This is a genomic window from Mesorhizobium sp. M0910 (genome assembly GCF_040319465.1).
GTDB lineage: Bacteria > Pseudomonadota > Alphaproteobacteria > Rhizobiales > Rhizobiaceae > Mesorhizobium.
Genome location: NZ_JAMYNZ010000004.1, coordinates 311,283 through 338,134, shown reverse-complemented (window position 1 = coordinate 338,134; position 26,852 = coordinate 311,283). Strand labels below are relative to the sequence as shown.

At 61.7% G+C, this 26,852-nt stretch carries 28 protein-coding genes and 3 pseudogenes; 18 read left to right on the top strand and 13 right to left on the bottom strand.

Features of this window, described 5'->3' with window-relative positions; all coding sequences use genetic code 11:
* Positions 1-32: 32 nt before the first annotated feature.
* Entirely contained in the window at positions 33-1,043 is a 1,011-nt protein-coding gene (locus NKH78_RS12615) for a fatty acid desaturase (RefSeq protein ID WP_352737204.1), read from the bottom strand.
* A gap of 228 nt (positions 1,044-1,271) precedes the next feature.
* Here NKH78_RS12615 and NKH78_RS12610 point away from each other — a divergent pair, with 228 nt between their 5' ends.
* Entirely contained in the window at positions 1,272-2,114 is an 843-nt protein-coding gene (locus NKH78_RS12610; protein WP_352737205.1) for a helix-turn-helix domain-containing protein, read from the top strand.
* Between the two features lie 88 nt (positions 2,115-2,202).
* Entirely contained in the window at positions 2,203-3,219 is a 1,017-nt protein-coding gene (gene bmt / locus NKH78_RS12605; RefSeq protein WP_352737206.1) for a betaine--homocysteine S-methyltransferase, read from the top strand.
* A gap of 149 nt (positions 3,220-3,368) precedes the next feature.
* Here bmt and NKH78_RS12600 read toward each other — a convergent pair whose 3' ends face one another.
* The 5 genes and pseudogenes from NKH78_RS12600 to NKH78_RS12580 all read right to left on the bottom strand — a co-directional run bounded on the left by NKH78_RS12600 (position 3,369) and on the right by NKH78_RS12580 (position 8,966).
* A complete protein-coding gene (locus NKH78_RS12600) occupies positions 3,369-5,489 on the bottom strand; it encodes a vWA domain-containing protein (RefSeq protein ID WP_352883001.1) in 2,121 nt (706 codons plus the stop codon).
* Positions 5,490-5,491: 2 nt separating this feature from the next.
* The gene (locus tag NKH78_RS12595; RefSeq protein WP_352737220.1) at positions 5,492-6,052 is read right to left on the bottom strand and encodes an RNA polymerase sigma factor; all 561 of its coding nucleotides are present in this window, start codon (positions 6,050-6,052) and stop codon (positions 5,492-5,494) included.
* A gap of 67 nt (positions 6,053-6,119) precedes the next feature.
* Positions 6,120-6,527, bottom strand: a pseudogene (locus NKH78_RS12590) (dienelactone hydrolase family protein); the annotation flags it as partial.
* Between the two features lie 85 nt (positions 6,528-6,612).
* Positions 6,613-7,302 (bottom strand): hypothetical protein, encoded by a 690-nt coding sequence (locus NKH78_RS12585; protein WP_352706034.1) that lies wholly within the window; start codon positions 7,300-7,302, stop codon positions 6,613-6,615.
* Between the two features lie 89 nt (positions 7,303-7,391).
* Positions 7,392-8,966 carry a trimethylamine methyltransferase family protein gene (locus NKH78_RS12580; protein WP_254818174.1) on the bottom strand — a complete coding sequence of 525 codons (1,575 nt, stop codon included), beginning with the start codon at positions 8,964-8,966 and terminating at the stop codon, positions 7,392-7,394.
* Between the two features lie 309 nt (positions 8,967-9,275).
* On the opposite strand from NKH78_RS12580, the gene NKH78_RS12575 reads away from it, so the two are divergent.
* Positions 9,276-9,974: a cobalamin B12-binding domain-containing protein gene (locus tag NKH78_RS12575; protein WP_023676506.1), complete on the top strand. Its 699-nt coding sequence runs from the start codon at positions 9,276-9,278 to the stop codon at positions 9,972-9,974.
* 82 nt (positions 9,975-10,056) lie between these two features.
* Here the strand turns inward: NKH78_RS12575 and NKH78_RS12570 are convergent, their stop codons facing one another.
* Complete coding sequence (locus NKH78_RS12570; protein WP_023676507.1) at positions 10,057-10,197, bottom strand: entericidin A/B family lipoprotein; 141 nt, start codon at positions 10,195-10,197, stop codon at positions 10,057-10,059.
* Positions 10,198-10,261: 64 nt separating this feature from the next.
* Between NKH78_RS12570 and NKH78_RS12565 the strand changes: the two genes are divergently transcribed.
* Positions 10,262-10,891, top strand: a complete 630-nt coding sequence (locus NKH78_RS12565) for a DUF1638 domain-containing protein (RefSeq protein ID WP_254818173.1) — start codon at positions 10,262-10,264, stop codon at positions 10,889-10,891.
* An 8-nt stretch (positions 10,892-10,899) separates the two neighbouring features.
* On the opposite strand, the gene NKH78_RS12560 is transcribed toward NKH78_RS12565, so the two are convergent.
* Complete coding sequence (locus NKH78_RS12560; protein WP_352882997.1) at positions 10,900-11,100, bottom strand: hypothetical protein; 201 nt, start codon at positions 11,098-11,100, stop codon at positions 10,900-10,902.
* Entirely contained in the window at positions 11,097-11,822 is a 726-nt protein-coding gene (locus tag NKH78_RS12555; protein ID WP_352882995.1) for an NAD-dependent epimerase/dehydratase family protein, read from the bottom strand. The genes NKH78_RS12560 and NKH78_RS12555 overlap by 4 nt, the downstream gene beginning before the upstream one ends.
* A gap of 121 nt (positions 11,823-11,943) precedes the next feature.
* Here NKH78_RS12555 and NKH78_RS12550 point away from each other — a divergent pair, with 121 nt between their 5' ends.
* The 11 genes and pseudogenes from NKH78_RS12550 to NKH78_RS12500 all read left to right on the top strand — a co-directional run bounded on the left by NKH78_RS12550 (position 11,944) and on the right by NKH78_RS12500 (position 21,067).
* Positions 11,944-12,519, top strand: coding sequence for a DUF4893 domain-containing protein (locus tag NKH78_RS12550; protein ID WP_352882993.1), 576 nt, complete (start codon positions 11,944-11,946; stop codon positions 12,517-12,519).
* A 77-nt stretch (positions 12,520-12,596) separates the two neighbouring features.
* Positions 12,597-13,012, top strand: a pseudogene (locus NKH78_RS12545) (hypothetical protein).
* Between the two features lie 43 nt (positions 13,013-13,055).
* The gene (locus tag NKH78_RS12540) at positions 13,056-13,247 is read left to right on the top strand and encodes a hypothetical protein (protein WP_352821436.1); all 192 of its coding nucleotides are present in this window, start codon (positions 13,056-13,058) and stop codon (positions 13,245-13,247) included.
* Positions 13,214-13,966, top strand: coding sequence for a fatty acid desaturase (locus tag NKH78_RS12535; protein ID WP_352883067.1), 753 nt, complete (start codon positions 13,214-13,216; stop codon positions 13,964-13,966). Before NKH78_RS12540 ends, NKH78_RS12535 begins: the two co-directional genes overlap by 34 nt.
* Positions 13,967-14,200: 234 nt before the next feature.
* Positions 14,201-14,503 carry a virulence factor gene (locus NKH78_RS12530; protein WP_352505748.1) on the top strand — a complete coding sequence of 101 codons (303 nt, stop codon included), beginning with the start codon at positions 14,201-14,203 and terminating at the stop codon, positions 14,501-14,503.
* Entirely contained in the window at positions 14,496-15,119 is a 624-nt protein-coding gene (locus NKH78_RS12525; RefSeq protein WP_352505747.1) for a methylenetetrahydrofolate reductase C-terminal domain-containing protein, read from the top strand. Before NKH78_RS12530 ends, NKH78_RS12525 begins: the two co-directional genes overlap by 8 nt.
* On the top strand, positions 15,116-16,207 hold the full coding sequence (locus NKH78_RS12520; protein WP_352477600.1) for a methylenetetrahydrofolate reductase: 1,092 nt from the start codon (positions 15,116-15,118) through the stop codon (positions 16,205-16,207). Before NKH78_RS12525 ends, NKH78_RS12520 begins: the two co-directional genes overlap by 4 nt.
* 80 nt (positions 16,208-16,287) lie before the next feature.
* Positions 16,288-17,262 (top strand): methyltetrahydrofolate cobalamin methyltransferase, encoded by a 975-nt coding sequence (locus tag NKH78_RS12515; RefSeq protein ID WP_023676516.1) that lies wholly within the window; start codon positions 16,288-16,290, stop codon positions 17,260-17,262.
* Positions 17,263-17,373: 111 nt separating this feature from the next.
* Entirely contained in the window at positions 17,374-19,443 is a 2,070-nt protein-coding gene (locus tag NKH78_RS12510; protein ID WP_352688163.1) for an ASKHA domain-containing protein, read from the top strand.
* Between the two features lie 187 nt (positions 19,444-19,630).
* Positions 19,631-19,813 carry a hypothetical protein gene (locus tag NKH78_RS12505; protein WP_352477599.1) on the top strand — a complete coding sequence of 61 codons (183 nt, stop codon included), beginning with the start codon at positions 19,631-19,633 and terminating at the stop codon, positions 19,811-19,813.
* A 270-nt stretch (positions 19,814-20,083) separates the two neighbouring features.
* Positions 20,084-21,067 carry an alpha/beta hydrolase gene (locus tag NKH78_RS12500; RefSeq protein ID WP_352737209.1) on the top strand — a complete coding sequence of 328 codons (984 nt, stop codon included), beginning with the start codon at positions 20,084-20,086 and terminating at the stop codon, positions 21,065-21,067.
* A gap of 6 nt (positions 21,068-21,073) precedes the next feature.
* Here the strand turns inward: NKH78_RS12500 and NKH78_RS12495 are convergent, their stop codons facing one another.
* The gene (locus NKH78_RS12495; protein WP_023676521.1) at positions 21,074-21,973 is read right to left on the bottom strand and encodes a LysR substrate-binding domain-containing protein; all 900 of its coding nucleotides are present in this window, start codon (positions 21,971-21,973) and stop codon (positions 21,074-21,076) included.
* A 228-nt stretch (positions 21,974-22,201) separates the two neighbouring features.
* On the opposite strand from NKH78_RS12495, the gene NKH78_RS12490 reads away from it, so the two are divergent.
* From NKH78_RS12490 to NKH78_RS12480, 3 genes are all read left to right on the top strand, one after another.
* Positions 22,202-22,387, top strand: a complete 186-nt coding sequence (locus tag NKH78_RS12490) for a hypothetical protein (RefSeq protein WP_023719925.1) — start codon at positions 22,202-22,204, stop codon at positions 22,385-22,387.
* 335 nt (positions 22,388-22,722) lie between these two features.
* A complete protein-coding gene (locus NKH78_RS12485; RefSeq protein WP_013894968.1) occupies positions 22,723-22,857 on the top strand; it encodes a hypothetical protein in 135 nt (44 codons plus the stop codon).
* Between the two features lie 347 nt (positions 22,858-23,204).
* Complete coding sequence (locus NKH78_RS12480) at positions 23,205-24,143, top strand: GlxA family transcriptional regulator (protein ID WP_302895626.1); 939 nt, start codon at positions 23,205-23,207, stop codon at positions 24,141-24,143.
* 31 nt (positions 24,144-24,174) lie between these two features.
* On the opposite strand, the pseudogene NKH78_RS12475 reads toward NKH78_RS12480, so the two are convergent.
* The 3 genes and pseudogenes from NKH78_RS12475 to NKH78_RS12465 all read right to left on the bottom strand — a co-directional run bounded on the left by NKH78_RS12475 (position 24,175) and on the right by NKH78_RS12465 (position 26,754).
* A pseudogene (locus tag NKH78_RS12475) lies at positions 24,175-24,959 on the bottom strand (ABC transporter ATP-binding protein).
* Entirely contained in the window at positions 24,956-25,732 is a 777-nt protein-coding gene (locus NKH78_RS12470; RefSeq protein ID WP_352737211.1) for an ABC transporter permease, read from the bottom strand. The pseudogene NKH78_RS12475 and the gene NKH78_RS12470 overlap by 4 nt, the downstream one beginning before the upstream one ends.
* Positions 25,733-25,803: 71 nt before the next feature.
* On the bottom strand, positions 25,804-26,754 hold the full coding sequence (locus tag NKH78_RS12465) for an ABC transporter substrate-binding protein (RefSeq protein ID WP_352738689.1): 951 nt from the start codon (positions 26,752-26,754) through the stop codon (positions 25,804-25,806).
* Between the last annotated feature and the right edge of the window lie 98 nt (positions 26,755-26,852).

The window sequence follows — 26,852 nt, the reverse complement described above, 5'->3', positions numbered from 1 at the left end:
TCCGCGCGGAACCGCCTGCAACAACGCAAAATTCACTCTTTCGGCGGCTCGGCGGGTACCGGTGCGCTGCCAAGCCCATTGAGGCTGCGTGCCCTGACACGCGGCTTGAATGCGCGTCCCGGTTCCGGCATGCGCCGCAGCACGGGATGGACGACCGGCTCCTTCGCCTTGAAGGCATAGGCCTTGAGCAACGCGAAATAGTTCGGATAGGCGTAGCCATTGTTCATCCGCAGCCACTCGTCGCGGCGGTCGCGAAACAGTTTCGGCAGCCTGTACCAGGCCACCGTCGGGCTCTTATGATGGACGAAATGTAGATTGTTGTTGAGGAACAGGAAGGACAGCGGCGAGCGCTCGACGATGATCGTGCGGCCTTCCGGATGTTCCGACCATTGGTGCTCGGCGTAGGTGCGGATCGAAATCAGCGATTGTCCCAGCCATACCGGCACCAGAACGTAAAGCCACAATGGCATGCCGAAGCCGAACTGCACGATGGGCAGCACGATGGCGAGGCCGATAGCGTGCAGCAGCCAGGCCTTGCGGACGACCTTGTCGCCCGCGGCAACCTGCCTGGCGTCGTCGATGAAGAAGCCTATGCAGGACAGCCAAGGGCCCAGCACGAAACGGCCGAGCATTGTGTTGTTGATCTTCAGCAGGAATTTCATCGCCGACGGCAGTCCCTCGTGCTGCCAGAGCGCCTTGTAATAGCTTTCGGGATCGTCGAGCGGATCGGTCAGGCGCTCGTCTGCATGGTGGCGCAGGTGAATGGTCTTGAACCGGCGAAACGGCCAGACAAGGCCAATCGGCAGGAACACAAACGCTTCGTTGAGCCGCGCGTTCCGGGTTGGGTGGCCGTGCAGGACCTCGTGCATCAGCGAGGATTGCAGCGTCGCAATCAGGGTCAGAAAGGCGAGCGCCAGCAGCGGGTAGGATGGCCAGAGCAGAAAGCCGGCAGCGAGCCAGCCGCCGTAGCAGAGAAGTGCGAGAAATACGGTCGGCCATTCGATGGCTGCTGCGCCGTGTCGCCTATTGCCCATGCTCGTCATGCTATCGACCACTGCCTTCCAGTCGCCGGAACCCGTTTGATTCCTGACAGCATTGTGTCAGGAGTGTTGCATCGAGGCAACGCGATAAAGCGCACAAACTGTTGCGATTGCGCATTTTCAGCTGCATATGTTATGCATTGTAAACAACGAGCCGGATTCATTTACGCCTGAAGCCCGCGTTCGCAGGTTTCAGCGCAAATTTTTCCTCCTATCGAGTGGGACGGCGATTTGGACAAGCGCGACCTGTCGACGATCTTTCGCGAGCGCCTGAAAACGCTCTTGACAAGGTCCGATTTGAACCAATCAGCGTTCGCCGGTGCGGTTGGCATCGACCGTTCGGCACTGTCGCAGCTGCTCTCCGGCGGCTCGACCCGCCTTCCCCGTGCTGAAACGCTGCTTAACATCGCCGCCGAATTCAAAGTCTCGCTCGACTGGCTGCTCGGCCTCAGCCACGACGAGGGCGTCACCGGTGAAATCCGCGAGAGCCTTGAGATCGAGGAGGCGCCGGACGGCTTCGACCGCACGCTGCTGGCTCGCTGGCATGCCGAGGCGGCGGGAACGAAAATCCGCTACGTGCCGGCCGGCATTCCCGATCTTCTGCGCACCGAGGCGCTTGTCGACTATGAAGCCGTCATCGCCAACAAGAGCCGCGAGGCACAGGCCGGCGAAACGCAGTATCGCATTGACTATAACCGACGGCCCGAAACCGACATGGAAGTCTGTATGCCGCGCCACACGCTGGAGATCTTCGCGCGCGGGCTGGGCGTGTGGGACCGCTTTCCGGAAGCCGACCGCCACCAGCAACTCCTCCACATGGCGACACTGCTCGACGACCTCTATCCCACCTTCCGCCTGTTTCTCTATGACGGGCGGATGCGCTATTCGATCCCCTACACGATCTTCGGACCTTATCGCGCTGCCATTTACGTCGGCGACATGTATCTGGTGCTGAACGCCACGCAGCCGATCCGCATCCTGACCAGCCATTTCGACAATCTGATCCGTGCCGCGGACGTCAACGCGCATGAGGCGGCCAGCTTCACACGAAAGCTGGCGGAGATGCGATTTTGACCGGCTGTTTCCCGCGCCGACATTGACGTCACATAAAGAATTCTTTATATCGTTATCTCAATAATTCTCCGGGAAGGCGTATTCCACAATGACCAATCCGATCGACGCGCTGCTTGCCGAAAGGGGCGTCCTGCTCGCCGATGGCGCCACCGGCACCAATCTGTTCGCCATGGGCCTTGAGGCCGGCGAGGCTCCCGAGCTCTTGAACGAGACCGCACCCGATACCATCACCAGCCTGCACCAGAACTTTGTCGATGCCGGCGCCGACATCATCCTGACCAACTCTTTTGGCGGCACCCGCCATCGGCTCAAGCTGCATCATGCGCAGGACCGGGTCTATGCACTGAACAAGCGCGCCGCCGAGATCGCAAGTGCCGTTGCAAAAAAGGCCGGCCGCAAGGTGATCGTGGCCGGCTCAGTCGGCCCGACCGGCGAGTTGCTGGTACCGCTCGGCGCCATGACCTATGATGAGGCGGTCGAGGCCTTTGCCGAACAGATCGAAGGCCTGAAGGCCGGCGGCGCCGAAGTCGCCTGGATCGAGACCATGTCGGCGCCCGACGAGATCCGCGCCGCCGCCGAAGCCGCCATCCGCGTCGGCCTGCCGTATACCTATACCGGTTCCTTCGACACCGCCGGGCGTACCATGATGGGGTTGCTGCCAAAGGACATTCACGGCGTTGTCGATGGCCTGTCGCAGACACCGCTCGGTGTCGGCGCCAATTGCGGTGTCGGCGCCTCCGATATTCTCGCCTCGCTGCTCGACATGACCGAGGCGAAGCCGGAAGCAACGGTGATCGTCAAGGGCAATTGCGGCATCCCCGAATTTCGCGGTGCCGAGATCTACTATTCGGGCACGCCCGAGCTGATGGCCGATTATGTGCGCCTAGCCGTCGATGCCGGCGCCAAGATCGTCGGCGGCTGCTGCGGTACCTCGTTCCAGCACCTTGCCGCCATGCGCAAGGCGCTCGATGCGCACACCAGGTCGGATCGCCCGACCATCGAGCAGATCGTCGAACGCATCGGTCCGATGCGTAACAAGCAGGCGACGGTCAACGTCGCCGAGACCAGCGAAGCCCGCCGCGAACGGCGCCGCGGACGCGCCTGACGCTTTCGTCTGCGACATCGTCCGCGCGAAGCAGTGCGGCCGCGAAAAAAGGCCGGCAAGGTTTCCCTCGCCGGCCTGCCTCACCCGCCCGTAGGCCGGCTCCCCCTATCAGAACGATCCCATCTGAAAGAAACCGGCCGTCATTGCCACTACCGGTTACCGCCGAGCGCCGAGGCAAGGCGCACAAGCGAGAGGAACTCGGACCGGTATCCAAACGGGTCGGCTCCTCTGGCGGCGATGGCAATCTGCATGATCTTGTCGTAGCCGAACTTCGCGGTCGCATCCTCGTCGCGCAGCTTCTGGCCGAAGGCAGCAACGGCAACGGAGAAACGCTGGTCGGTGCTGGCCTGGTCGAACGACGCCACTTCGTTGGCTGACGTCACTGGCGTGGTGATCAGCTTCGAAGTGTCCTCGTTCGGCAGCTTGTAGCGGATCTTGACGAAGGCATATTCGTCGGCATTGGCAACACCGCCATTGTTCACCGAGGCCTGGCCATAGCGCAGTTGATCAATCTGTTCGCCGCCGCTGCCCTTAGGCGTGATTTCGTAGATCGCTGTGACCGAATGGCCTGAGCCGATCTCGCCGGCGTCGACCCGGTCATTGTTGAAATCCTCGCGATTCATGGCGCGGGTCTCGTAGCCGATCAGCCGGTACTCCGAAACCTTGTTCGGGTTGAACTCGACCTGGATCTTCACGTCCTTGGCGATGGTGAACAGTGTCGAGGAGGCATCCTCGACCAGTACCTTCTCGGCCTCCGCCAACGTATCGATATAGGCAGCGGTGCCATTGCCGTTCTGGGCGATGGTCTGCATCATCTGATCGTTCAGATTGTCGCGGCCGAAGCCGAACACCGACAGGAATACGCCTGTCTTGCGCTCCTTTTCGATCAGCCGCTTCAGATCGTCATCGTCGGTCTGGCCGACATTGAAATCACCGTCGGTGGCGAGCATCACCCGATTGATGCCGTCCTTGACGAAGGATTTCTGCGCCAGCCGGTAGGCTTGCCTGATGCCGGCCTCGCCTGCCGTCGAGCCGCCCGATGTCAGATTGTCGATGGCAGCGAGGATCTTGTCCTTTTCCGAAGCCTGGGTGGGCTCCAGCACGGTACCGGCATCGCCCGCATAGGTGACGATCGAGACGGTGTCGTCAGGTCTCAGCTTGTTGACCAGCAGTCGGAAGGCCGACTGCAGGAGCGGCAGCTTGTCCTGCTCGTTCATCGAGCCCGACACATCGATCAGGAAGACCAGATTGGCCTTGGGCTGCTCGGCCGGCTTCACGTCGAAGCCCTTGATGGCGACATGCATCAGCCTGGTGTGCTCGTTCCACGGGGTCGGCATGACGCTGACGGTCGAGTTGAACGGCGCCGAGGCGGAGCCCGGTCCCTTCCACTCATAGGGGAAGTAGTTGACCATCTCCTCGACGCGCACCGTATCGGCTTGCGGAATAAAACCTTCCTTCAGCGAGCGCCGCACGAAGGAATAGGAAGCGGTGTCGACATCGATAGAGAACGTCGAGACCGGATCTTCCAGCGCGGCATGCACCGGATTGGTCTTGAAATTCTCGATGCGATCGCGGTTTTCCTCTTGCGGCAGCATCTGGTCGGCCGGCGCAGCGGCAGGCTGCTGTGCCATCAGCTTGGGCTCGGCAACCGTGCCAGGCATACGTCCGACCCGCGCGCCGCCATCGACCGCCGGAGCCGCGGTGCTGGTGCCGCCATTCAGCGCAAACTCGCCACTCTGCGCCGGTTCGGGAGCATTGCGGGTGAGCACGTCCTGCTGCGTCAACCCACCGACTGCCGTCGATTCCGCTTTCGGCGGCGATGTCGGCGCCACAAGCGCCTCGCCGACGTCGCGATTTTCACTGTCAGCATCCGCCTTCTTCTGCTTGTCCGCTTCGGCCACGACCGGCGGTTTGACGGTCGCCGGCTTGTCGGCCAGCGTTTCGGTGATCTTATCGTCCCCGCCGAATTCGGGCCCGCTGAATGTGGATTCCCCAAGCATGTACATGGTAGCGTATCCGGCGATCGGCAGGGCAACGAGCCCGGCGAGGGCCGGCGTGGCGAAGAGTTTCTTTTGCATGATTTCGCTCCAGAGCCTTTGTGCTCGCTCTGTGAGACGAAGCCCGCTCACCGATCCTTGGGCGGCCGGTAAAGTTCTTTCTTCCATGTCATAGGCGCGCAGCGCGGCCTGGAGGGCACGCGCCTTTGCGTCCGCGTCCGGCGCCGGTGCCGCGATGTCGCGCAGTCTCTTGAGTTCGTTGTCGTCGACCATGGTCACACTTCCCCGGCTGAACGCATCAGCGTCTTCAGCCGTTTCTTCGCTTCATGGATGTGCCAGGAAACCGTCGTCTCCGAGATCGCCATCGCCTCGGCGGCGGCTGCATGGCTCAGCCCTTCGCCATAGACCAGCAGCACCGCGTCGCGCTGCTTGTCCGGCAGCTTGCGCACCGCCGCCCAGAGCGCCTCGGCCGGGTCTTCCGGCTCAGCCGAGATTTCCCCCAAAATCAGGACATAGGCGCCATAGGCATCGGTCTTGACCGTCTCGCGGGCGGTCTTGCGCATCATGTCGCGCGCCGCATTCAGCGTCATGGCGTAGAGCCATGTCGTGAAGGCGCCGCTGCCATGATAGTCGCGGATCGCCCGGCCAAGCCGGACGCAGACTTCCTGGGCGATATCCTCGGCGTCGGCCTTTTTCCCGCACCAGCGATAGGCGGCGCGATAGACGAAACCGTAGTGCCTTCCGAGCAACTTGCCGAAAGCACCCCGATCTCCGCCCTTCGCCCGCCCGATCAGTTCAGCGTCGGAGGCTTCGCTTTCGTCCAGCATCATCGCCATCATTGCCTGTTGGACGAAGGCTAATGGCTGTTCCTTGGGGCGATGGAAAGAATTTTCTGGCGCGCCGTCACGTCGTAACGGTTGGCGTGCCCTGACCGAGCGTCTCCGCGAACAGCGTCGTCAGCCGCTTCCAGTGGCGCTCGCCGCCGGCTGCATCGAAGGCGCTGTGGTCCGGCACGCACCAGCCGTGCGCCATGCCGGCATAGTTCTCGATGACATGGTCGACCTCGGCCGCGCGCAGCGCTTCAGCCAGCCGCGCCGTTTGCGCGGGCGGAAAGCTGCGATCTGTGCCGGCCGTACCGATATAAACCCTTGCCTTGAGCGAAGCGGCCTTCCGGTGCGGACTGTTGGCAGCGTCACCAGCCAGATTGCCGCCGTGGAAACTGGCCGCCGCGACGATGCGGCCGGGATAGCTGGCCGCTGCGTTCAGCGCCCGCGCTCCACCCATGCAGTAGCCGACAATGCCGACCGGCCCGGCGTGCGATAGATACCCGCGGTGACCGTCGCGGCAAGCTGTAGTGAGGCGATCTGCTTCAAGATTTCGTGCGGCATCGGCGACGCTACAGACGCGCGAATGCTGCCATGTGAAAGGCCTGAACTTCGGCCGGATAGCGATAGTCGGTGCCGTAAGGACAGGCGTTGCGATCAAGGCAGCCGCCGGTGCGGCAGGGCGCGCCGTTTTGCCCGCGCACATGGGCCAGACAGGTTTCATGTGCAAAACCATCCGCAGAATAAGCCTTTACCGGACAGGATTTCAGGCAAGGTTTTTCCAGACATGTATCGCAAAGGTGAATTATGTCGCGGGGTTCTTGGAGCGCAATTTCGTCTTCGAACAGCAGCGCGCCGCGATAGGCATGCCAGAGCCCATATTGCGGATGCATGAGAATGCCGAGCGGTGACGGCTTCAGCCCCTCCGCACGCATCGCCCATTGCTGGAATGGCAGATAAGGCCTGTCGGACGGCGACACCGCGCGCGCCCCGAATTTTCCGGCCACCGCGCCGATCACTTCGCGCGACCATCTGTCGAGCGGATCGTCGATCGGCTGTGACTGTTTCTCCAGCCAGCGCATGAAGTGCGGCCAAGGTGCGGCACCCGCCTGCCCCACCAGCAGGATGGATTTGGCGGCAGCGCCGGAGAGATCGGAAGGCGCCTTCTCAGCGCCTGCAAAATTGAAGCCGCCGCAAAGCACGAGACCGTGTGCGGAAAGTGCCGCCGCGATGGTTTCGACCATGCTGCGCTCGAGGATCATCCCTTCTTGTCCGGGTCGGAGAAGGCGCTCCGCCAGACTTCCTTGTGGATGATGTTGGCGACTTTAGCCCCGCCTGATTCGGGCTCCTTTCAGGTGAAGGCGTCGGCCATCGACGCCTTCTTCCTGGCAATGAAGTCCTTCAGCCCGTCGTCGATACCCGGATCGAGATGCGGCGCCTCGTAGCTTTCCAGCCAGCGGCGGGCGAGCTCGTTGGCGCGCTGCGGCGCGGTTTTTTCGCCTTCGGCCAGCCATTGCTCGTAAGAATTGTTGTCGGCGATGTTGGAACGGTAGAACGCGGTCTGGAAATTCGCCTGGGTGTGGTCGCAGCCGAGATAGTGGCTGCCCGGGCCAACCTGGCGGATGGCGTCCATCGCCTGGCCGTTTTCCGACAGGTCGACGCCTTCGGAGAACTTCTGCGTCATGCCGAGCTGGTCGATATCCATCATGAACTTTTCGTAGCAGGAGGCGAGACCGCCCTCGAGCCAGCCGGCCGAATGCAGCACGAAATTGGTGCCGGCCAGGATCGTCGAGTTCAGCGTGTTGGCGCTCTCGTAGGCGGCCTGCGCATCGGGGATTTTTGAAGCACAGAGCGAACCGCCGGTGCGGAACGGCAGGCCGAGCCTGCGGGCAAGCTGTGCGGCGCCATACGAGACCAGCGACGGCTCCGGCGTGCCGAAAGTCGGCGCGCCCGACTGCATCGAGATCGACGAGGCGAAGGTGCCGAACAGAACCGGCGCACCCGGCCGGATCAGTTGTGTGAACGATGCCCCGGCCAGAACCTCGGCCAAAACCTGTGTCAGCGTGCCGGCGACCGTCACCGGGCTCATCGCACCGGCAAGGATGAACGGCGTGACGATACAGGCCTGATTGTGGCGCGAATAGACCTTCAGCGCTCCCAGCATGGTCTCGTCGAAGACCATCGGCGAGTTGGCATTGATCAGGCTGGTCAGCACCGTGTTGTTCTCGACGAAATCGTCACCAAACACGATCTTGGCCATCGCCACCGTGTCTTCAGCGCGCTCGGGCGCGGTCACCGAGCCCATGAACGGCTTGTCCGAATATTTGATATGGCTGTAGACCATATCGAGATGCCGTTTGTTGACCGGCACATCGACCGGCTCGCAAACCGTGCCGCCCGAATGGTGGATCGACGGCGCCATATAGGCGAGTTTTACGAAATTCCGGAAATCCTCGATCGTCGCATAGCGCCTGACGCCGTCGAGATCGCGCACGAAGGGCGGTCCATAGACCGGCGCGAACACTGTCGCGTTGCCGCCGATCTGCACCGAGCGCTCGCCGTTGCGGGCGTGCTGGGTATACACGGACGGAGCGGTCTTCAACAGCGAGCGGCAGAGGCCCTTGGGGAAATGCACCCGCTCGCCCTTGACGTCGGCGCCCGCCTCTTTCCAAAGCTTTAGCGCCTCGGCGTCGTCGCGGAAGATGATGCCGATCTCCTCCAGCACCGTGTCGGTGTTCTTTTCGATCAGCGCCAGCCCTTCCTCGTCCAGCACTTCATAGACGTTGATCTTGCGCTTGATATAGGTGAGCTGTGTGCCGGGGCCGCCGCCCGAACGTGCAGCCCGTCGGGCTGCGGCGCCACCGCTGGCAGCGCGCCCGCGCCGCGCGTTTGACGCTTCCTGATCGACCGGCGCGTTCTCACTCATAATCGTTCTTCCCTGGCTTTCGTTCTGGCCTTGATTTACTCCGGCCGGGCTCTTGTACCGGCCTGAAATCCGTTTGCGGCCGCATATTGCGGTCTCTGGCCGGATCGTAGCCATGCACCCTATTCGAAACGGCCCGCCAGCGCCAACGCCTGTCGCAAAATCGACAAGAATTCCAAGAGATTTACGGTCGCTTTCGTTTTGCGGGAAGTCGCAAATCGGCTATGGACAACCGGCCCATGCGGGTTAGGTATTGGCGCGATATTTTTAAGCTGCCGCGATAGTTGTAGCCGGCAAGGAGCCTGAGAAAAAATGGCCGACGACGAGATCATCCTTTCGGAACTCTCCGACGACGAGTTGGTGCAGCAGATGCACGACGATCTTTATGACGGGTTGAAGGAAGAAATCGAGGAAGGCACCAATATCCTTCTCGAACGCGGCTGGGCGCCTTACAAGGTGTTGACCGAGGCTCTGGTCGAAGGCATGCGCATCGTCGGTGAGGACTTCCGCGATGGCATCCTGTTCGTTCCCGAAGTGCTGCTGTCGGCCAACGCGATGAAGGCCGGCATGTTCATCCTGCGTCCGCTGCTTGTCGCCACTGGCGCACCAAAGCAGGGTAAGATGGTGATCGGCACCGTCAAGGGCGACATCCACGATATCGGCAAGAACCTGGTCGGCATGATGATGGAAGGCGCCGGCTTCGATGTCATTGACCTCGGCATCAACAATGCGGTCGAAAAATATCTCGATGCCATCGAAAAGCACCAGCCCGACATTATCGGCATGTCAGCGCTACTGACGACGACCATGCCTTACATGAAGGTCGTCATCGATACGATGAAGGAAAAGGGCATTCGCGACGACTATGTTGTGCTGGTCGGCGGTGCGCCGCTCAACGAGGAATTCGGCAAAGCCGTCGGTGCCGACGCCTATTGCCGCGACGCCGCGGTGGCGGTCGAGACCGCCAAGGACTTCATGAAGCGCAAGCACAACGTCCGCGCTTCGGCCTGAGGTCAATAAGTCCGGCACCAACGAGAAAAGCCGCGCCTTGCAGTGCGGCTTTTTTATTCCCAAATGTTTAGAGCCGTGCGGATCAGGGTTTCTTGACGGTATCGTCAACAGCTTTAGCAGTGGATTTGATATCCTTACCGACGCCGCGCACCGTGTTGGCGCAGGCCGAAACAGCCAAGGCGCAGGCGAGAATAGCGATTGGCGCAACGCGGAACAATTTCATGAATGGTGTCTCCCTCAGCATATAAATTCGCTGGACAGCAACGAAGATGGATTAGACTGGTTCCATGACTACCGCGCGAAAACAACAATCCGATCAGGGCGACAGGCTGCTCGTCATCGCCTGCGGGATGATTGCGCGCGAGGTTTTGGCGGTCAAGGAGCAGCTTGGGCTCGACCATCTCGACCTGACCTGCCTGCCAGCGGAGTTCCACTTCTATCCGGACCGCATCGCGCCGGCCATGGACAAGGCAATCGAGAAGGCCAAGACCGACGGCTACAGACACATCTTCGTCGGCTATGCCGATTGCGGCACGGGTGGCTTGCTCGATCGGATCTGCGAGAAGCATGGCGTCGAGCGCATGGCCGGGCCGCATTGCTTTGCTTTCTACCAGGGCATGGATACCTATGCGAAGGTCGCCGATGATGACATGATGTCGTTCTACATGACCGATTTCCTCTGCCGGCAATTCGATGCCTTCTTCATGAAGCCGCTCGGCCTGGACAAGCACCCGGAGCTGATCAAGGACTATTTCGGCAACTACGAGAAGCTGATCTATATCGCTCAGACTGACGACCCGGAACTCGACAAGGTCGCCGAAAAGGCGGCGAAAATGCTCGGTCTCGCCTATGAGCGGCGCTCGACCGGCTATGGTGACCTGACGAAGGAACTGGCCAGCGCTGCAATCCTGGCTTGACGGTACTTCTAGGCAAGGCCTTCTTCAGCTTCGAGCCCGGCGAGCACATCGGCAAAGCTCGTCTTGCAGACGAAACCCAGCCGGTCCCTCGCTCGCGACGCATCGTAGACCCGGTCGATCGACGAAAAAATCGTCCAGCCTTTCTTCGCGTAGAGTGCCGGATAATCCGGAAAATAGCGTGCGACGACCGAGGGTGCATCGGCGATCAATGCCGCGCAATCCTCGGGCTGGAACGGTGTCGGTGCCGAAATGATGAAGATGTCGAAGCCCAATTGCGGTGCTTTCTCCAGGCAGCGATATGGGCATCGGCAGCATCCTCCACCGTCAGCCGGCGAAACAAAAGCTCATTGGCTTTGGTGTTGGCGTCCGACTGTTCGATCACGTGCGCCATATCGTCTGCTTCGGGAAAGAACCGAGCGGTGCGCAGTACGATCGACGGAAGGCCGAACTGGAGCTGGTAAAGGCGACAAAGATGTTCCGCGGCAAGCTTGGTGACGCCATAGATGTTGCGTGGCTCCGGCGACATGTCTTCCGTCAGCCATGCCGCCTTGCGCGCGCCTCCCGTGAAACCGGCGCGTATGGCCTCGGAAATCATCAGCGATGTCGTCGACGTAAACACGAAGCGCTGAACCGCGAATGCAGCGGCCGCATCGAGCAGGTTGAGCGTGCCGCGCACATTCGTCTCGACGAAATCCTCGTTGCGATAACGTTCGATGTCGGGCTTGTGCAGCGCGCCGCTGTGGATGATGGCCTCGATGCGGTTCTCCTCGACCGCCTGCATGACCAGGTCGCGATCGGCGACTGAGCCGACGATTGGAGTTTCCGAAGACGGAACGGGATCGAGGCCGGTGACGTCATGGCCGAGGGCCCGCAGGCGCGGTGCCAAGGCGCTGCCCAGCCAGCCCGACGATCCCGTCAGCAAGATCCGCATTCTTTCCACCTCGTTTCCGCTGTCGATGCCCAAGCACGGATGACAGAACGTGGCGAAACATTAAGGTATGCGCCAGACAAGAAAACGGGCTGCTCTAGCCATCAACAGGGAAACGCCACCGATGATCGCTCGCCTCATGTTTGCCGCAGCAACTGTCCTCCGCTTGACCATGCCCGCGTTCGCCGACGGCGAGGTGCAGAAGTTGATAACGGCTGCCGACAAGGCGCGGCTCGACAAATATGGCGAGACGCGCAAGGCAGCGCTTGACGAGGCGAAGGCCGGCGATCCGGCCGAGGTCAAGCAGCTCGACGCCTTGCTGGCAAAGCCGCTGGTTTCCTTCTCCGACAACGACCTGACCGGCAAGTGGCAATGCCGCACCATCAAGGCCGGCGGATTGAGCCCGCTCGTCATCTATGGCTGGTTCAAATGCAAGGTGAGCGACGATGGTTCCGGCTGGAGACTGGAAAAGATCACCGGCTCGCAGCGCACCAAGGGCCGCTTCTTCGACGATGGCGAGAAACGCGCCATCTATGTTGGTTCCTTCTACGTCAACGACGATCCGGCAAAGCCCTACGGCAGCGGCCCGGAAAGCGATCAGGTCGGCTATGCCTTCCGCAACAGCGCCAGCGAATGGCGCATCGAGTTCCCGGCGCCCTATTACGAATCGAAGCTCGACATCCTCGAACTCAAGCGCTGAGCCCCGATCACCAAGGGTTAACCCGGTCAGCCTAGCATTCGCGCGCAAAGAACAGGTCTTTGCGGAGGTCGCGAACCATGGCACGGTCGAAACCAAACCAACGACCGATCGTCGTCGTCACCGAAGGCGGCTCGCATATCTGGGCGATCGTCAACGCGGTCGCCGATCAACTCGGGCCGGTCAGTGTTATCCTCGAAGCACCTGAATCCAAAAAGCAATTGCTTCTCGGACGGGCGCGACGGCAAGGCTGGGCCTCGGCCATCGGTCAACTCGGCACGATGATGCTGACCCGGCAAAACCGCAGCCGGGCGACACAATTTCAAGCTACGCGTTGCGGCAGGCGGCGTTCTCGCGCGACATCTGCGTCGAGGCGGTCAGAGATGCGCTGGCCGGCAAGCTCGGCACGGTCGAGCCCGGCCTGCCTTCGAAACAATGGTATCACCCGACGGTCTGGTCCTATCTCTGGACCGGGATAACGAACGGCGTCTGGTGACGCGCCGATTTACCGGATGCCCACCCGCCGCTAACATTGCATCATGAGCGACATCGATCACCGCACCATCATTGCCGGCCTTTCGGTCGAGGACCGTCGCGACCTCACCGCCAGGCTTGACCGGCCAGGCATTTTCCGGCTGGCCGCCCATGGCGGGCTGGTTATCCTGCTGGGCGCGTTGATCGCCGCCCGCATCCCGTTCTGGCCGCTTCTCGTCTTGCGCAGGGAATCCTGATCGTCTTCTTCTTCACGCCGCTGCACGAGACCATCCATGAAACGGCGTTCAGGACGGCGTGGCTCAATCGCGCTGTTGCCGCCGTGGCCGGCTTCCTGATCCTGCTGCCGCCGGCATGGTTCCGCTATTTCCATTTCGCCCATCACCGCCATACGCACGACCCCGAAAACGACCCCGAACTGAGGGCGCCGAAGCCGGAGACCGTCAGCCAATATCTGCGCTATCTGTCGGGCGGCCCCTATTGGATCGCCATGGGCCGCGTGGTCGCAACCAATGCGGCTGGCCGCAATCGCGACGGCTTCGTACCGGAAAAGAGTCGCGGCAAGGTGGTTGCCGAAGCACGGCTGTTCCTTATCGGTTATGCGGTGTTGCTGGCCGCATCTCTCACCATACAGTCGGCGCTGCTGTTGTGGGTCTGGATCGTGCCGGTGCTGGTAGGACAGCCGTTTTTGCGGGCCTACCTGCTGGCCGAGCACGCGTTGTGCCCGCATGTCGCCAACATGCTCGAGAACACCCGCACCACCTTCACCAACAGGCTGGTGCGCTTCGTGGCCTGGAACATGCCATACCATTCGGAGCACCATTCCTATCCGGCCGTTCCCTTCCACCGCCTGCCGCGCTTCCATGAGATCGTCGCGGAGCATCTAGGCACGACCGAACGAGGTTACGTGCGTTTCCACAGGAAGCTGGTCGGCAGCTTCGATGGCCGCGCCGGCTGACCTGTGCTGAAAGACTCCGCTTTCAACCGCGGCCGTCGATTGCGTCGCTTTTGAAGGCCCCCGCGTCGTCCCATAACAAGCAGCCCAACAGCGCTTCCGGCAATGCTCGAAACCACTGCATTGGCCCAAAACATCGGAATCGATCTTTGGAGGGCACGATGCAGCGGAGTTAGATGGTAGAGCATCGTTTGTGCGTTCGATTGGACGCGCGGCGCTCTGCAGGAGCAGGAATTCATGGCCGATCTGATCGTCGTCTACTGGCGCGACATCCCCGCCCAGGTCATCGTCAAAAAGGGCCGGCAGAACGCCAAGCGCGAACTGCCGCTGCGCTTCACCGAGGCGATCGACATGTGCGCCATGCGCACCGGCGCCGGCGGCACCGACGACTATCTTGCCGAATGGCGCAAGGCAGAACCCATCCTAGTCGGTGACGATCTTGAAGCCGAGGCGGAGAAGGCTCTTCAGGAAATCGATGCGAAATACGACCGCGAGCGGCTGATAGCTCTGGTCAAGGCGGGCGGCAAAGAAAATGTCTGATCCCCAATCAATGCCGGCGACGACGGCTCAGACCGGCCTGACGCAGGCGACCATCGTCAGGAAGGCGGCGCCGAAATCCGACTACAAGCCGGCCGACGTGTCGCCGCAGCGGCGCGTGCAGCGTTCGTTTGCAGTGCGGCTTTGGTCGGTCCGGCATTCGCGGTTGCTCGAATGGTTTTACGCCAAATTCGCCGACATGTTTCTGCTCCTCCACCCGCTTTGGAAGGGCATCGGCTACAGCCGCGTCGAAGGACCGGTGAAATTCGTCGAAAAGCGCGTCAAGGGTTTCATGTTCGACTGCCGCATGTGCGGCCAGTGCATCCTTTCCTCGACCGGCATGTCGTGCCCGATGAACTGCCCTAAGCAATTGCGCAACGGCCCTTGTGGCGGTGTCCGCGCCAACGGCAATTGCGAGGTCGAGCCTGATATGCCCTGCGTCTGGGTTAAGGCCTGGGAAGGCTCGCGGAACATGGTGCATGGCGACAGGATTTTGGAGGTGCAGAAACCGGTCGACCAATCCTTGCGCGAGACCTCCGCGTGGCTGCGCGTCACCGCGCAGGCGGCGGCCGCCCGCGATGCGGCCCGGAACATTACCAACACTGGAGCGTCGGCATGATTGGCCGCCAGCCCGACGAGAATCCGGCCGGCATCCATTTGCCGCTCGATCCCCTGCCCGGCCACACCTCGCGTGGTCGCCTGGAGCGCGTATTGAGACGCGGCGAATTCGCAGTGACGACCGAGCTCAATCCGCCCGACAGCGCCGATCCGGAAGACGTCTACAACCGCGCCAGGATTTTCGACGGCTGGGTCGACGCCATCAATGCCGTCGACGCTTCCGGCGCCAACTGCCACATGTCGTCGGTCGGCATCTGCGCCCTCCTGACCCGCATGGGCTATGCCCCGATCATGCAGATCGCCTGCCGCGACCGGAACCGCATCGCCATCCAGGGCGACGTGCTTGGGGGTGCTGCGATGGGCGTCGCCAATATGCTCTGCCTGACCGGCGACGGCGTGCAGGCCGGCGACCAGCCCGGCGCCAAGCCGGTGTTCGATCTCGACTGCATGTCGCTGCTCGAAACCTGCCGTATCATGCGCGACAACGGAAAATTCCTGTCCGGCCGCAAATTGACGACCCCGCCGCAGCTTTTCCTTGGCGCGGCCATCAACCCGTTCGCGCCGCCGATCGATTTCCGGCCCTATCGGCTTGGCAAGAAGATCGCTGCCGGCGCGCAGTTCGTGCAGAGCCAGTATTGCTTCGACGTGCCGATGTTCCGTACCTACATGCAGAAGGTCCGCGATCTCGGCTATACCGAGAAATGCTTCATCCTGTGCGGCGTCGGGCCGCTGGCCTCGGCCAAGACGGCCAAATGGATCCGCTCCAACGTGCCGGGCATTCACATTCCCGATCAGATCGTCAAGCGCCTGGAAGGCGCTCAGGATCAGAAGAAGGAAGGTAAGCAGCTCTGCATCGACATCATCAATGAGGTGAAGGAAATTCCCGGTGTGTCCGGCGTTCATGTGATGGCCTATCGCCAGGAAGAATACGTCGCCGAGATCGTCGACGAATCCGGCGTGCTGAAGGGTCGCCGGCCATGGAAGCGCGAAATCCGCCGCGACGACCAGCTCGTTGCCGACCGGCTCGACCACATACTGCATGACGACCTCACCGAAACCCAGGTCGACATGGTCAAAACCGCGCATTGACAGCGCGAATCGTCAGCATTCGCTTGATCACAAACAGATAACGATATAAAGAACTCTTTATATCACGATGGAGAGATTTCATGACCCGCACCATCGTCGCCTCGGCGACACGAGAAATCATCATCGGCTTCGATCAGCCCTTCTGCGTGATCGGCGAGCGCATTAATCCGACCGGCCGCAAAAAGCTCGCCGCCGAAATGATCGCCGGCAATTTTGAGACCGTCATCAAGGATGCGCTGGAGCAGGCCGCCTGCGGCGCGACCATGCTCGACGTCAACGCCGGCGTCACCGCAGTCGACCCCAACGCCACCGAGCCGGCGCTGCTGGTGCAGACGCTGGAGATCGTGCAGGGCCTGGTCGATCTGCCGCTGTCGATCGACTCCTCGGTGACCGCCGCGATCGAAGCGGCGCTGAAGGTCGCCAAGGGCCGGCCGCTGGTCAATTCCGTCACCGGCGAGGAGGAAAAGCTCGAAGCCATCCTGCCGCTGATCAAGAAATACAACGTTCCGGTCGTCGCCATTTCCAACGACGAGACCGGTATTTCGATGGACCCCGATGTGCGCTTTGCCGTCGCCAAGAAGATCGTTCAGCGCTGCGCCGACTTCGGCATTCCGGCGCATGACGTGGTCGTCGACCCGCTGGTCATGCCGATCGGCGCGCTGGGCGATGCCGGCCGCCAGGTATTTGCCCTGCTACGCCGGCTGCGCGAGGAGCTCAAGGTCAACACCACCTGTGGCCTCTCCAACATCTCATTCGGCCTGCCGCACCGTCATGGCATCAACGCCGCCTTCATCCCGATGGTGATCGGCGCCGGCATGACCTCGGCGATCATGAACCCGGTGCGGCCGCAGGAAATGGAAGCGGTGCGCGGCGCCAACGTGCTGAACGGCACCGACGAGAACTGCACCAACTGGATCAGGACATACAAGGACTACAAGCCTGCTGAAGGCGGCCAGGCCGTTGCCGCCCGGACGCAGGTCAACGCGCCGGGCGATGGCAATGGCAATGGCGGACGCAGGCGCGGCGGCCGCGAAGCGCGGATGGCCCGGGGTTGAGCCATGGCTTGGCCGACACGATATGGGTTTACGACTGGGAGGAACCGAAACACAGCGGCATCGCTGCCGTGGCCAAGACCCGAGCAGCGTAGAAAGTAAAGTCTGGAACGAATGAACTCTCCCGTCAACATCACTGATCCGCTCGTGCTGTTCATGCCGTCGGGCAAGCGCGGGCGGTTTCCGGTCGGCACACCGGTTCTGGATGCCGCGCGCCAGCTTGGTGTCTACGTCGAGAGCGTGTGCGGCGGGCGTGCCACTTGCGGGCGTTGCCAGATCGAGGTGCAGGAAGGCAATTTCGCCAAGCACAAGATCGTCTCCTCCAACGATCACCTCTCGCCCAAGGGCGCCAAGGAAGAGCGCTACGAGCGCGTTCGCGGGCTCCCCGAGCGGCGCCGCTTGTCCTGCTCGGCACAGATCCTCGGCGATCTCGTCGTCGACGTGCCGCAGGACACCGTTATTAACGCGCAGACTATCCGCAAGGACGCCGATACCAGGGTCATCGCCCGCGATGCGGCTATCCGCATGTGCTATGTCGAGATCGAAGAACCCGACATGCACAAGCCGCTCGGCGACCTCGACCGCCTGAAGATCGCGCTGATGAAGGACTGGGGCCTCAAGAGCCTAGATTTCGATTTCCATCTGTTGCCGCAGGTGCAAGGCATTTTGCGCAAAGGCAACTGGACCGCGACGGCCGCCATCCACAAGGACACCGACAGCGAGACCGCGCGGGTCATCGCTCTGTGGCCTGGCCTGAAGAACGAGGCATACGGGCTTGCCTGCGATATCGGCTCGACCACGATCGCCATGCATCTGGTGTCGTTGCTGTCGGGTCGGGTCGCCGCCTCGTCGGGCACCTCCAATCCGCAGATCCGCTTCGGCGAGGATCTGATGAGCCGCGTCTCTTACGTGATGATGAACCCGGACGGCCGCGAAGGCATGACGGTCGCCGTGCGCGAGGCCATTTCGGGCCTCGTCGACAAGGTCTGCGCCGAAGGCAACGTCCAGCGTAACGATATCCTGGATTCCGTTTTCGTCGGTAATCCGATCATGCATCATCTGTTCCTCGGCATCGATCCGACCGAACTCGGCGGCGCTCCCTTCGCGCTAGCCGTCTCCGGCGCCGTGCACATCAAGGCATCGGATATCGGCTTGAAACTCAACCAGGGCGCCAGGCTTTACATGCTGCCTTGCATTGCCGGCCATGTCGGCGCTGATGCGGCTGCAGTGACGCTGTCGGAAGGCCCGCATCGGCAGGACGAGATGATGCTGATCGTCGATGTCGGTACCAATGCCGAGATCGTGCTCGGCAATCGCCAGCGGGTCGTGGCGGCCTCCTCGCCAACCGGCCCGGCCTTCGAGGGTGCGGAAATCTCCGGTGGCCAGCGCGCCGCACCGGGTGCAATCGAACGCGTCCGTATCGATCCCGAAACGCTGGAGCCGAAATACCGCGTTATCGGCTCGGAACTCTGGTCCGACGAGCCGGGCTTCCTCGACAGCGTGCAGGCGACCGGCGTCACCGGCATTTGCGGCTCCGGCATCATCGAGGTGGTAGCCGAGATGTACCTCGCCGGCATCATTTCCGAGGACGGCGTCGTCGATGGATCGCTGAGCGGCCACTCGCCTCGCGTCGTCGCCAATGGCCGCACCTTCTCCTATGTGCTGAAGGAAGGCGAGCCCAAGATCACCATTACCCAGACCGACGTGCGCGCCATCCAGCTTGCCAAGGCGGCGCTTTATGCCGGAACCAAGCTTTTGATGGAAAAGCAGCACACCGAACATGTCGACCGTATCCATTTTGCCGGCGCGTTCGGCTCGTTCATCGATCCGAAATACGCAATGGTGCTGGGCCTGATCCCGGACTGCGACCTCGACAAGGTCTCGGCCGTCGGCAATGCGGCCGGCGCCGGCGCCCGCATGGCGCTCCTGAACCGCGGCTATCGCCGCGAGATCGAGGAAACCGTCAGCAGGATCGAGAAGATCGAGACGGCGCTGGAGCCGAAATTCCAGGAACATTTCGTTTATGCCATGGCGCTCCCAAATAAGATCGACCCGTTCCCCAAGCTGTCGGCGGCGGTGAAACTGCCGCCGCGCAAGACGGTGAGCGAAGACGGCATTGCCGGCGACGCTGCCCCGCGACGGCGTTCGCGCGAAGGCCACGCCGCGCGGCGCGGGCGGGGATGACTCGCCTCCGCTCGGCTGTCAGCCTTTCTATTTTCATTTGTATGCAAATGTTTCCAGATCGCGCCGATCTGGAAACGAAATCGCGTTTTCGTGAAATCCGCCAGATACATGTGCGGAGCATTTAACCGGCATCGAACGGCAGGCAGAAACAGTTGTCGGCCACCGCAACGCTCCAAAGGAGATCAAGATGTCGATGTTCGGAAGCCTCGGCCGCTATGGTGCGGCCTTCAAGAAAACACGCGAAGCGCGCAAGTCGCTGCGCATCCTCAACAGCTTGCCGCCTGAGATCCAGAAGGACATTGGCTGGCCGGTGTCGCCGCGTTCAAGCGAAAGGCAGCTTTCGGTCGGCTGGGGCATGCAGCGCGGATGAACTTCATCGACAAATGCAAGCTGCTTGGTATTCGCCGGGGCCGCAATGCGGCTCCGGCTGCACCCAGCAATTGGCTGCGCGCCGCACTGCCGCCCGCGGCGCTGAGCTGCCCAGGTGGGCTAGCGACTTCATGGACCTGAGGCTTTATCGCCAGCTGGAGTCAAATCACCGTGTTGAGATTGCATAAATATTGACTTTTTTGGTGGCGACACAATCTTCAAAATAGTCGGGGGTTCTCTTAGTCGGCTCAGCCGAAGTCCGTGTATCTGCATGCCCAGTCTCAAAAGCCACGTCGTTTCGTTCGTGCTCAGGTACAGCCGTAAGAAGGCGTTTTCCAGCCCGGAGAACCTGCAGCGCTGGATCGCCTATGCGCGCAAGACGGAAAACCATCGGCCGCCTGCGTCGCTGCGGTCGCGCCTGGAGATCACAACCCGCACGATCAACGGCTTTCCCGTCTACGAGATCGCGCCCAAGGCTGGTGAGCGGAGGCGGATTCTCTACCTGCACGGCGGCGCTTACGTCTTTGAAATCACCCCCTATCATTGGCGGCTGATCGCCGACATGGCCGACCGCCTCGGGTTCGGTATCACCGTGCCGATCTATCCCATTGCTCCCGAACACGATTTCCACGCGATGTTCGGTATGGTCGGCGCCGTCTACCGCCAGATGTTCGGCGAAACCAGGGCAAATGACATCATCTTCATGGGCGATTCCGCCGGCGGAAACATGGCTGTCGTGCTGACCATGATGGCTGCGCAAGACGGCCTGCCCTTGCCATCGCGCCACGTGCTGATTTCGCCCGGCCTTGACGTGTCGCTCGCCAACCCAGAAATGTATGAGGCCGAACGCAACGATCCATGGCTGGGCATTGCCGGCGGCCGCGAGGCGATCCGGCTTTACAGCGCCGGCATAGATCCCACCGACTGGCGCATCAGCCCGGTTTACGGCGACCTGTCGGTGCTGCCCAAAACGCTGCTGCTGACCGGTTCACGCGATCTGCTTACACCCGACAATCTGATCTTCGCGGAAAAGGCACGCGCGGCCGGCGTCGACATTGAGGTCGTCCACGAGCAAGGCATGTTCCATGTCTGGCCGTTGATCGACATGCCGGAGGCGCGACGCGCGCGGGACAGCATAGTGGCCTTCTTGACCAACGAAACTGACAGTTATCATGCCAAGGCAGGAGAGTTGTCGCTGCAAAGGGCAGACCGCGACGGAACCCCTCGCGATCTGGTTGCGCCGCTCAGGTCGTAGTTTGGCTCAGAACTTCCCAGTTTCCCTGAACATCTCAAACGTCGCTCGGATATGGTCGGCGACTGCCTTCACCGGCGCGCTGGCGTCCGGCGTCACCACCATGGCGAGGTTGTAGGTGCCTATGTCTGGCATGCCGTCCTTCGGGCACAGCTCGACCATGTCACTGCCGAGGAAGGATTTCGGCAGCGGCGCGACTGCAAGATCCGCCATGATCGCGGCGCGCTGGCCGGCCGTGTGCGCGCTCATATAGGCGATACGGTAGTTGCGGCCCTCGCGGCCAAGCGCCTCCAATGCACCCGCCCGCCAGGCGCAGCCTTCTTCCCACAAGGAGACCGGCAGCGGCTCGCGCAGATGCGCACAGCCCCCCTTGGCGCCGGCCCAGACGATAGGCTCGGTGAGCAGTACTTCGGCGCCGATCGCGCTGGTCTTGTATGAGTTGGTGAGCAGCGTGATGTCGAGTGCCCGATCGTCCATGCGACGGCGCAGGTTGACGCTCTGGTCGATGGTGACGTCGACCGCGATGGAAGGATGCGACTGTGCGAATCGCTTCAGCACATGCGGCAGCACACGTTCGCCATAATCGTCCGGCGAGCCGAGCCGCACCACCCCGACAATGTCTGGAATGATGAACTTCGACACCACCTCGCGATTGATCGACAGCAGCCGGCGCGCATAGCCGAGCAGCATCTCGCCATCGGTGGTCAGCGTCACCGAACGGGCGTCGCGCGCGAACACCGAGCGGCCGAGAATGTCCTCCAGCTTCTTGATCTGCATGGAGACGGCCGACGGCGTGCGGAAGACCGCATTGGCCGCAGTGGTGAAGCTGCCGGTCTCGGCGATTGCGACGAAAGTGCGCAGAACGTCGAGATCGAGCAGCGGCAGCGGATGATTGAGTGGGGCGTTCATGGCAAGCGACCTTCAATTTTTCTGATGCAAACCATCATTCCATTTCGTTTGATTGAACATCAGTTTGGGAGGATAGTCAACTCCATCGAAGGCAGGACGCATCGAAGTGGTCCCGAAACAACCATGACACGGACCTGCAATCGACACGAAATGAAGCTGAAACAAACCCGGTGTACCGCCTGACGCTGCAAGCGCCGGGACATCCCGGCCAACGCGAAGGAGAATGAGATGTCTATCCTGTCATCCATCGGTCGGATCGCGACCGAGTTCAGCGAGGCCCGTGCCCGCTACCAGACGGAACGCGCCATCCGCGCGCTGCCGATTGAACTGCAGAAGGATATCGGCTGGCCCGAAGCTGCCGATGCCAAGACCGGCACTCGCCATGGTGTGGGATCTTGGGCTGGAGCAAAGTAAACCGTGTGTATCAACAGCTGAAGGCCTGCCGCGCAGATCAGCCCGGCAGGCCTTTTTGTTTGTATTCAAATGATTTTCCCGAGCCATGTCGCCGTCGCATGCCGCATATGAGCAAGTCGCATAGCAGCCCGCACTGGCAATCAACACATTGTAAATAATCGAAAATCCTAGGCAGATTGCCCAAATTTGTCGCATTCGGTGTCGCTTTTCATATCAAGTGCTTCGCTTTTGCGATTTAGTTTCCCCTCACGTAAGCCTATATCATCATCAACAAACGAGCTGCCCCACTCCATCAAGCGAAGGCGACCCGTCTGAGCAACCGAATGGAGATGATCATGAAGCTTTTTGCCCGCCTCTTTGCCCGCCGCGAAATGAACCTGACGACCGCGCTCGAGCGCCAGCGCCTGGCCAACACCATGCCCGGCCAGACCGGGGCCATGGCTGCCGCGCGCCTCGGCTTCGTCGCCTGAGACAGCAATCCTGGCGGAAGCAGCCCAGCGCTGCTTCGAAGTCGATCCAGCGCCGCCTTGGTTTTGCCGAGGCGGCGTTTTCGTGTGCGCAGACTGCGTAGGCTCGTTGGTCGATCCGGCGGCCTGTCACGTCCTTCGCCGCACAGCGATTGCCCATTTGCGACCCGTGTCGCAAATAAAGTCGCTCCGTTGCCATCTAGCCAATTGACAGGAAACGTCTTTCCTGATGTCGCTATGCTGATCGCGACATCCTGTTCGCGCCATTGCAGCGTGAGGATCTACCCGTGAACGTCGTAAAGCACCCGATCCGGCGATCGTTCGTATTCTTCCTGGTCCCCGATTTCACCATGATCGCCTTCGCGACGGCGCTCGATCCGTTGCGTTCGGCCAACCGCATGCTCGGCTATGAAGCCTATCGCTGGCGGCTCGCCAGCATCGACGGCAAGCCGGTGCGCGCCTCGAACGGCGTCGAATGCGCCGTCAACACCTCGCTGGAGGAAGAGCGCAAGAAAATGTCCGGACCGGACCGGCCGAACATGGCCATCGTCTGCAGCGGCATCAATGTCGAGCGCTACCAGAACAAATCGGCCTTTGCCTGGTTGCGCGAAGAGTACAATCGTGGCGTTGCCGTCGGCGGCCTGTGCACCGGCGCGCATATCCTGGCCGCAGCAGGCCTGTTGTCCAACAAGCGCTGCGCCATCCATTGGGAGAACCTGCCGGGCTTTTCCGAGGCGTTCCCCAAGGCCAATGTCTTCGCCGACCTCTTCGAGATCGACCAGAACATCTACACCTGCGCCGGCGGCACCGCCGCCCTCGATATGATGCTGAAGCTGATCGGCGACGATTTCGACGAGAGCCTCGTCAACCGCGTCTGCGAGCAGGTGCTGACCGATCGCGTGCGCAGCCCGACCGACCGCCAGCGCCTGCCGCTGCGCGCCCGCCTTGGCGTGCAGAATTCCAAGGTGCTGACCATTATCGAGCTGATGGAAGCCAATCTCTCCGAGCCGCTCTCGCTGATCGAGATCGCTGACCATGTCGACCTGTCGCGCCGGCAGATTGAGCGCCTGTTCCGCACCGAGATGGGGCGCTCCCCTGCCCGTTACTATCTGGAGATCCGCCTCGACCGCGCCCGGCACCTGCTGATCCAGTCGTCGTTGCCGGTGGTCGAAGTGGCGGTCGCCTGCGGCTTTGTTTCCGCCTCGCATTTCTCCAAATGCTATCGCGAGTTGTACGCCCGCTCGCCGCAACAGGAACGCGTCGACCGCAAGCAGCTTCTGGCGGCTTGATCGGGCCATCGGCTGAACGAAGCCCGCCGAGTCAATGCACTTCGGCCGTGCGCATCGCCTCGACGCGGATATCTTCGGTCAGCCGCGCCTTCAGTGCCGAAAACTCCGGGCTGGTCTTCAGCGTGTAGTGGCGCGGATGCGGCAGGTCGACGGCAACGTCCGACTTGATGCGGCCGGGGCGCGCCGTCATCACTACCACGCGCGACGCCATGAAGATCGCCTCCTCGATGTCATGGGTGACGAACAGCACCGTTTTTGCCGGCGCTCCCATATGCCGAGAAGCAGCTCCTGCATCAGCCCTCGGGTCTGGTTGTCGAGTGCTCCGAACGGCTCGTCGAGCAGCAGGATCTCCGGATCGTTGGCCAGTGCCCTGGCAATCGCGGTGCGCTGCTGCATGCCGCCGGAAAGCTGCTTCGGCCAATGGTTTTCAAAACCTCTCAGCCCGACGAGATCGACGTAAGAAGCGACGATTTCGCTGCGCTCGTGCTCGGCCATTCCACGTTCGCGCAGGCCGAAGCCGATGTTCTCGGCGACCGTCAGCCACGGAAACAGCGTATAGGACTGGAAAACCATGCCGCGGTCTGGACCGGGCCGGTCCACCACCCTGCCGTCGAGCATAACACGTCCCCCACTCGGCGCTTCGAGGCCGGCGACGATCCTGAGCAGCGTCGACTTTCCACAGCCGGATGGCCCCAGGATGGTGATGAAGTCGTTGGCGGCGACCGCCAGATCGATCGGCATCAGCGCCTTGACCGGCTGCCCACCGCCGACACCGGCGAAGGTGCGCGAGACGCCTTCGATGACCAGCTTGCTCACGCCAGGCTCCATGGAAACAGCCAACGGTTGAGCGCCTTGAAGGCGAAATCGGACAACAGCCCGATCAGGCCGATGACGATGATGCCGAAGATGATCTGCCCTGTCGCCAGCCGCGACTGGCTGTTGATGATCATGTAGCCGATGCCCGACGACGAGCCGATCAGCTCGGCGACGATGACATAGGTCCAGGCCCAGCCGAGCACCAGCCGCAGGGTCTCGGCAATCTCCGGCGCATTGGCCGGCATGATCACGCGCCGCACGATGCCGTTGTCGGACGAGCCAAGCGTGTAGGCCGCCTCGACCAGGTCGCGCCGTGTGCCGCCGACCTTGACCGCGATGATCAGGATGATCTGGAACACCGAGCCGACGAAGATCACCAGCAGTTTTTCGAGCTCGCCAACGCCCGCCCACAGAATGAGCAGCGGGATGAAGGCCGATGCCGGCAGATAGCGGGCGAAGGAGACGAACGGCTCCAGGAACGCCTCCACGGGCTTCCAGGCACCCATCACGATGCCAAGCGGCACGGCAACGATGGCCGCCATCAGGAACCCGCCGAAGACGCGCCAGATGGTGATAAGGATGTCGAGCCAGAAGCGGTCCTCGACCAGCAGCCGCCAACCGTCTCTCACCATCGACAGCGGATCGGCAAGGAAAATGCGATTGACGTGGCCGCCAAGCGTGATCCACGCCCAGAACGCCACGGACAGCACGAAGAACGAAATGCCGAGCACGGTTCGAATGCCCGGCGAGACCGGATGCAAGGGGCGCGGCATCTTCGACCGTCCTCTGATCGGAATGAAAAAGCGGCGGCGCACGCGCCGCCGCCGGGCGACAATCCTGCCGATTAGTCGGCGACGGCGCTGGTGTCGGCCAATGTCGATACGTCGGGCGCTTCCTTGATCAAGCCCATCTGCAGCAGAAGCTCGCCGGCGGTCTTGGAAAAGTCCTGGAATTCCTTGGTGAAGAACTGCTTGTTTTCAGCCTTGTCGGCCCATTTCAGGTATTTTGCCGACTCTTCGAACTCCTTGGCCGACTGCTTCACGTCGGCGCCCATCGTCTCATAGGATTTCGCCGGGTCGCTCTTGATCAGGTCAAGTGCCTCGAAATAGCTGTCGGCAAGCGCCTTGGCCGCATCCGGATTGGCCTTGAGGAACTCCGGCGTGCAGCCGACCGTGTCGAGCACCATCGGATAATCGAGAGTGGTCACAAGGATATGGCCCTGGTCGGACTTTTCGCGCACCGCCGAGATGAACGGCTCATAGGTGACCGCCGCATCGTTCTGTCCGGCGAGAAACGCCTGCGCCGCCGCGTCCGGCTCCAGGTTGACGACCGTCACGTCCTTGGTCGACATGCCGTTCTTGTTGAGCACCCAGGCCAGCATGAAATAGGGCGACGTGCCCGGCGCCGAGGACGCGACCGACTTACCCTTGAGATCGGCGACGGTCTTGATGTCGTTGCGGGCGACGATGCCGTCGGCCCCGTAGGACTTGTCGAGCTGGAATATCTGCTTGGTCGTCACGCCGTTAGCGTTCCAGACCAGCCAGGTCTCGACTGTAGTGGCGGCGCATTGCAGGTCGCCGCTGGCGATGGCGAGGGGCCGACTGGCTTGCGGCACCTTCTTCAAGGTGACGTCGAGGCCGTGCTTTTCGAAGATGCCGGCCTGCTTGGCGAGCGTCAGCGGCGCAAAGCCGGTCCATCCACTGATGCCGATGCTGACCGATGTAGCGGCGGTGGCCGGCGCGGACAATCCGACGGCAAGCGTCAAGCTTGCTGCAAGAATTCCGATCTTGTTCATGTCGGTTCCCCTTTTTTGTTCGGATGGAGAATTGTGTCACAGACGCGCACAGGCTTGTCAATGAAGCAGATGCTGCACTGCGGTATGTCACCACCGGC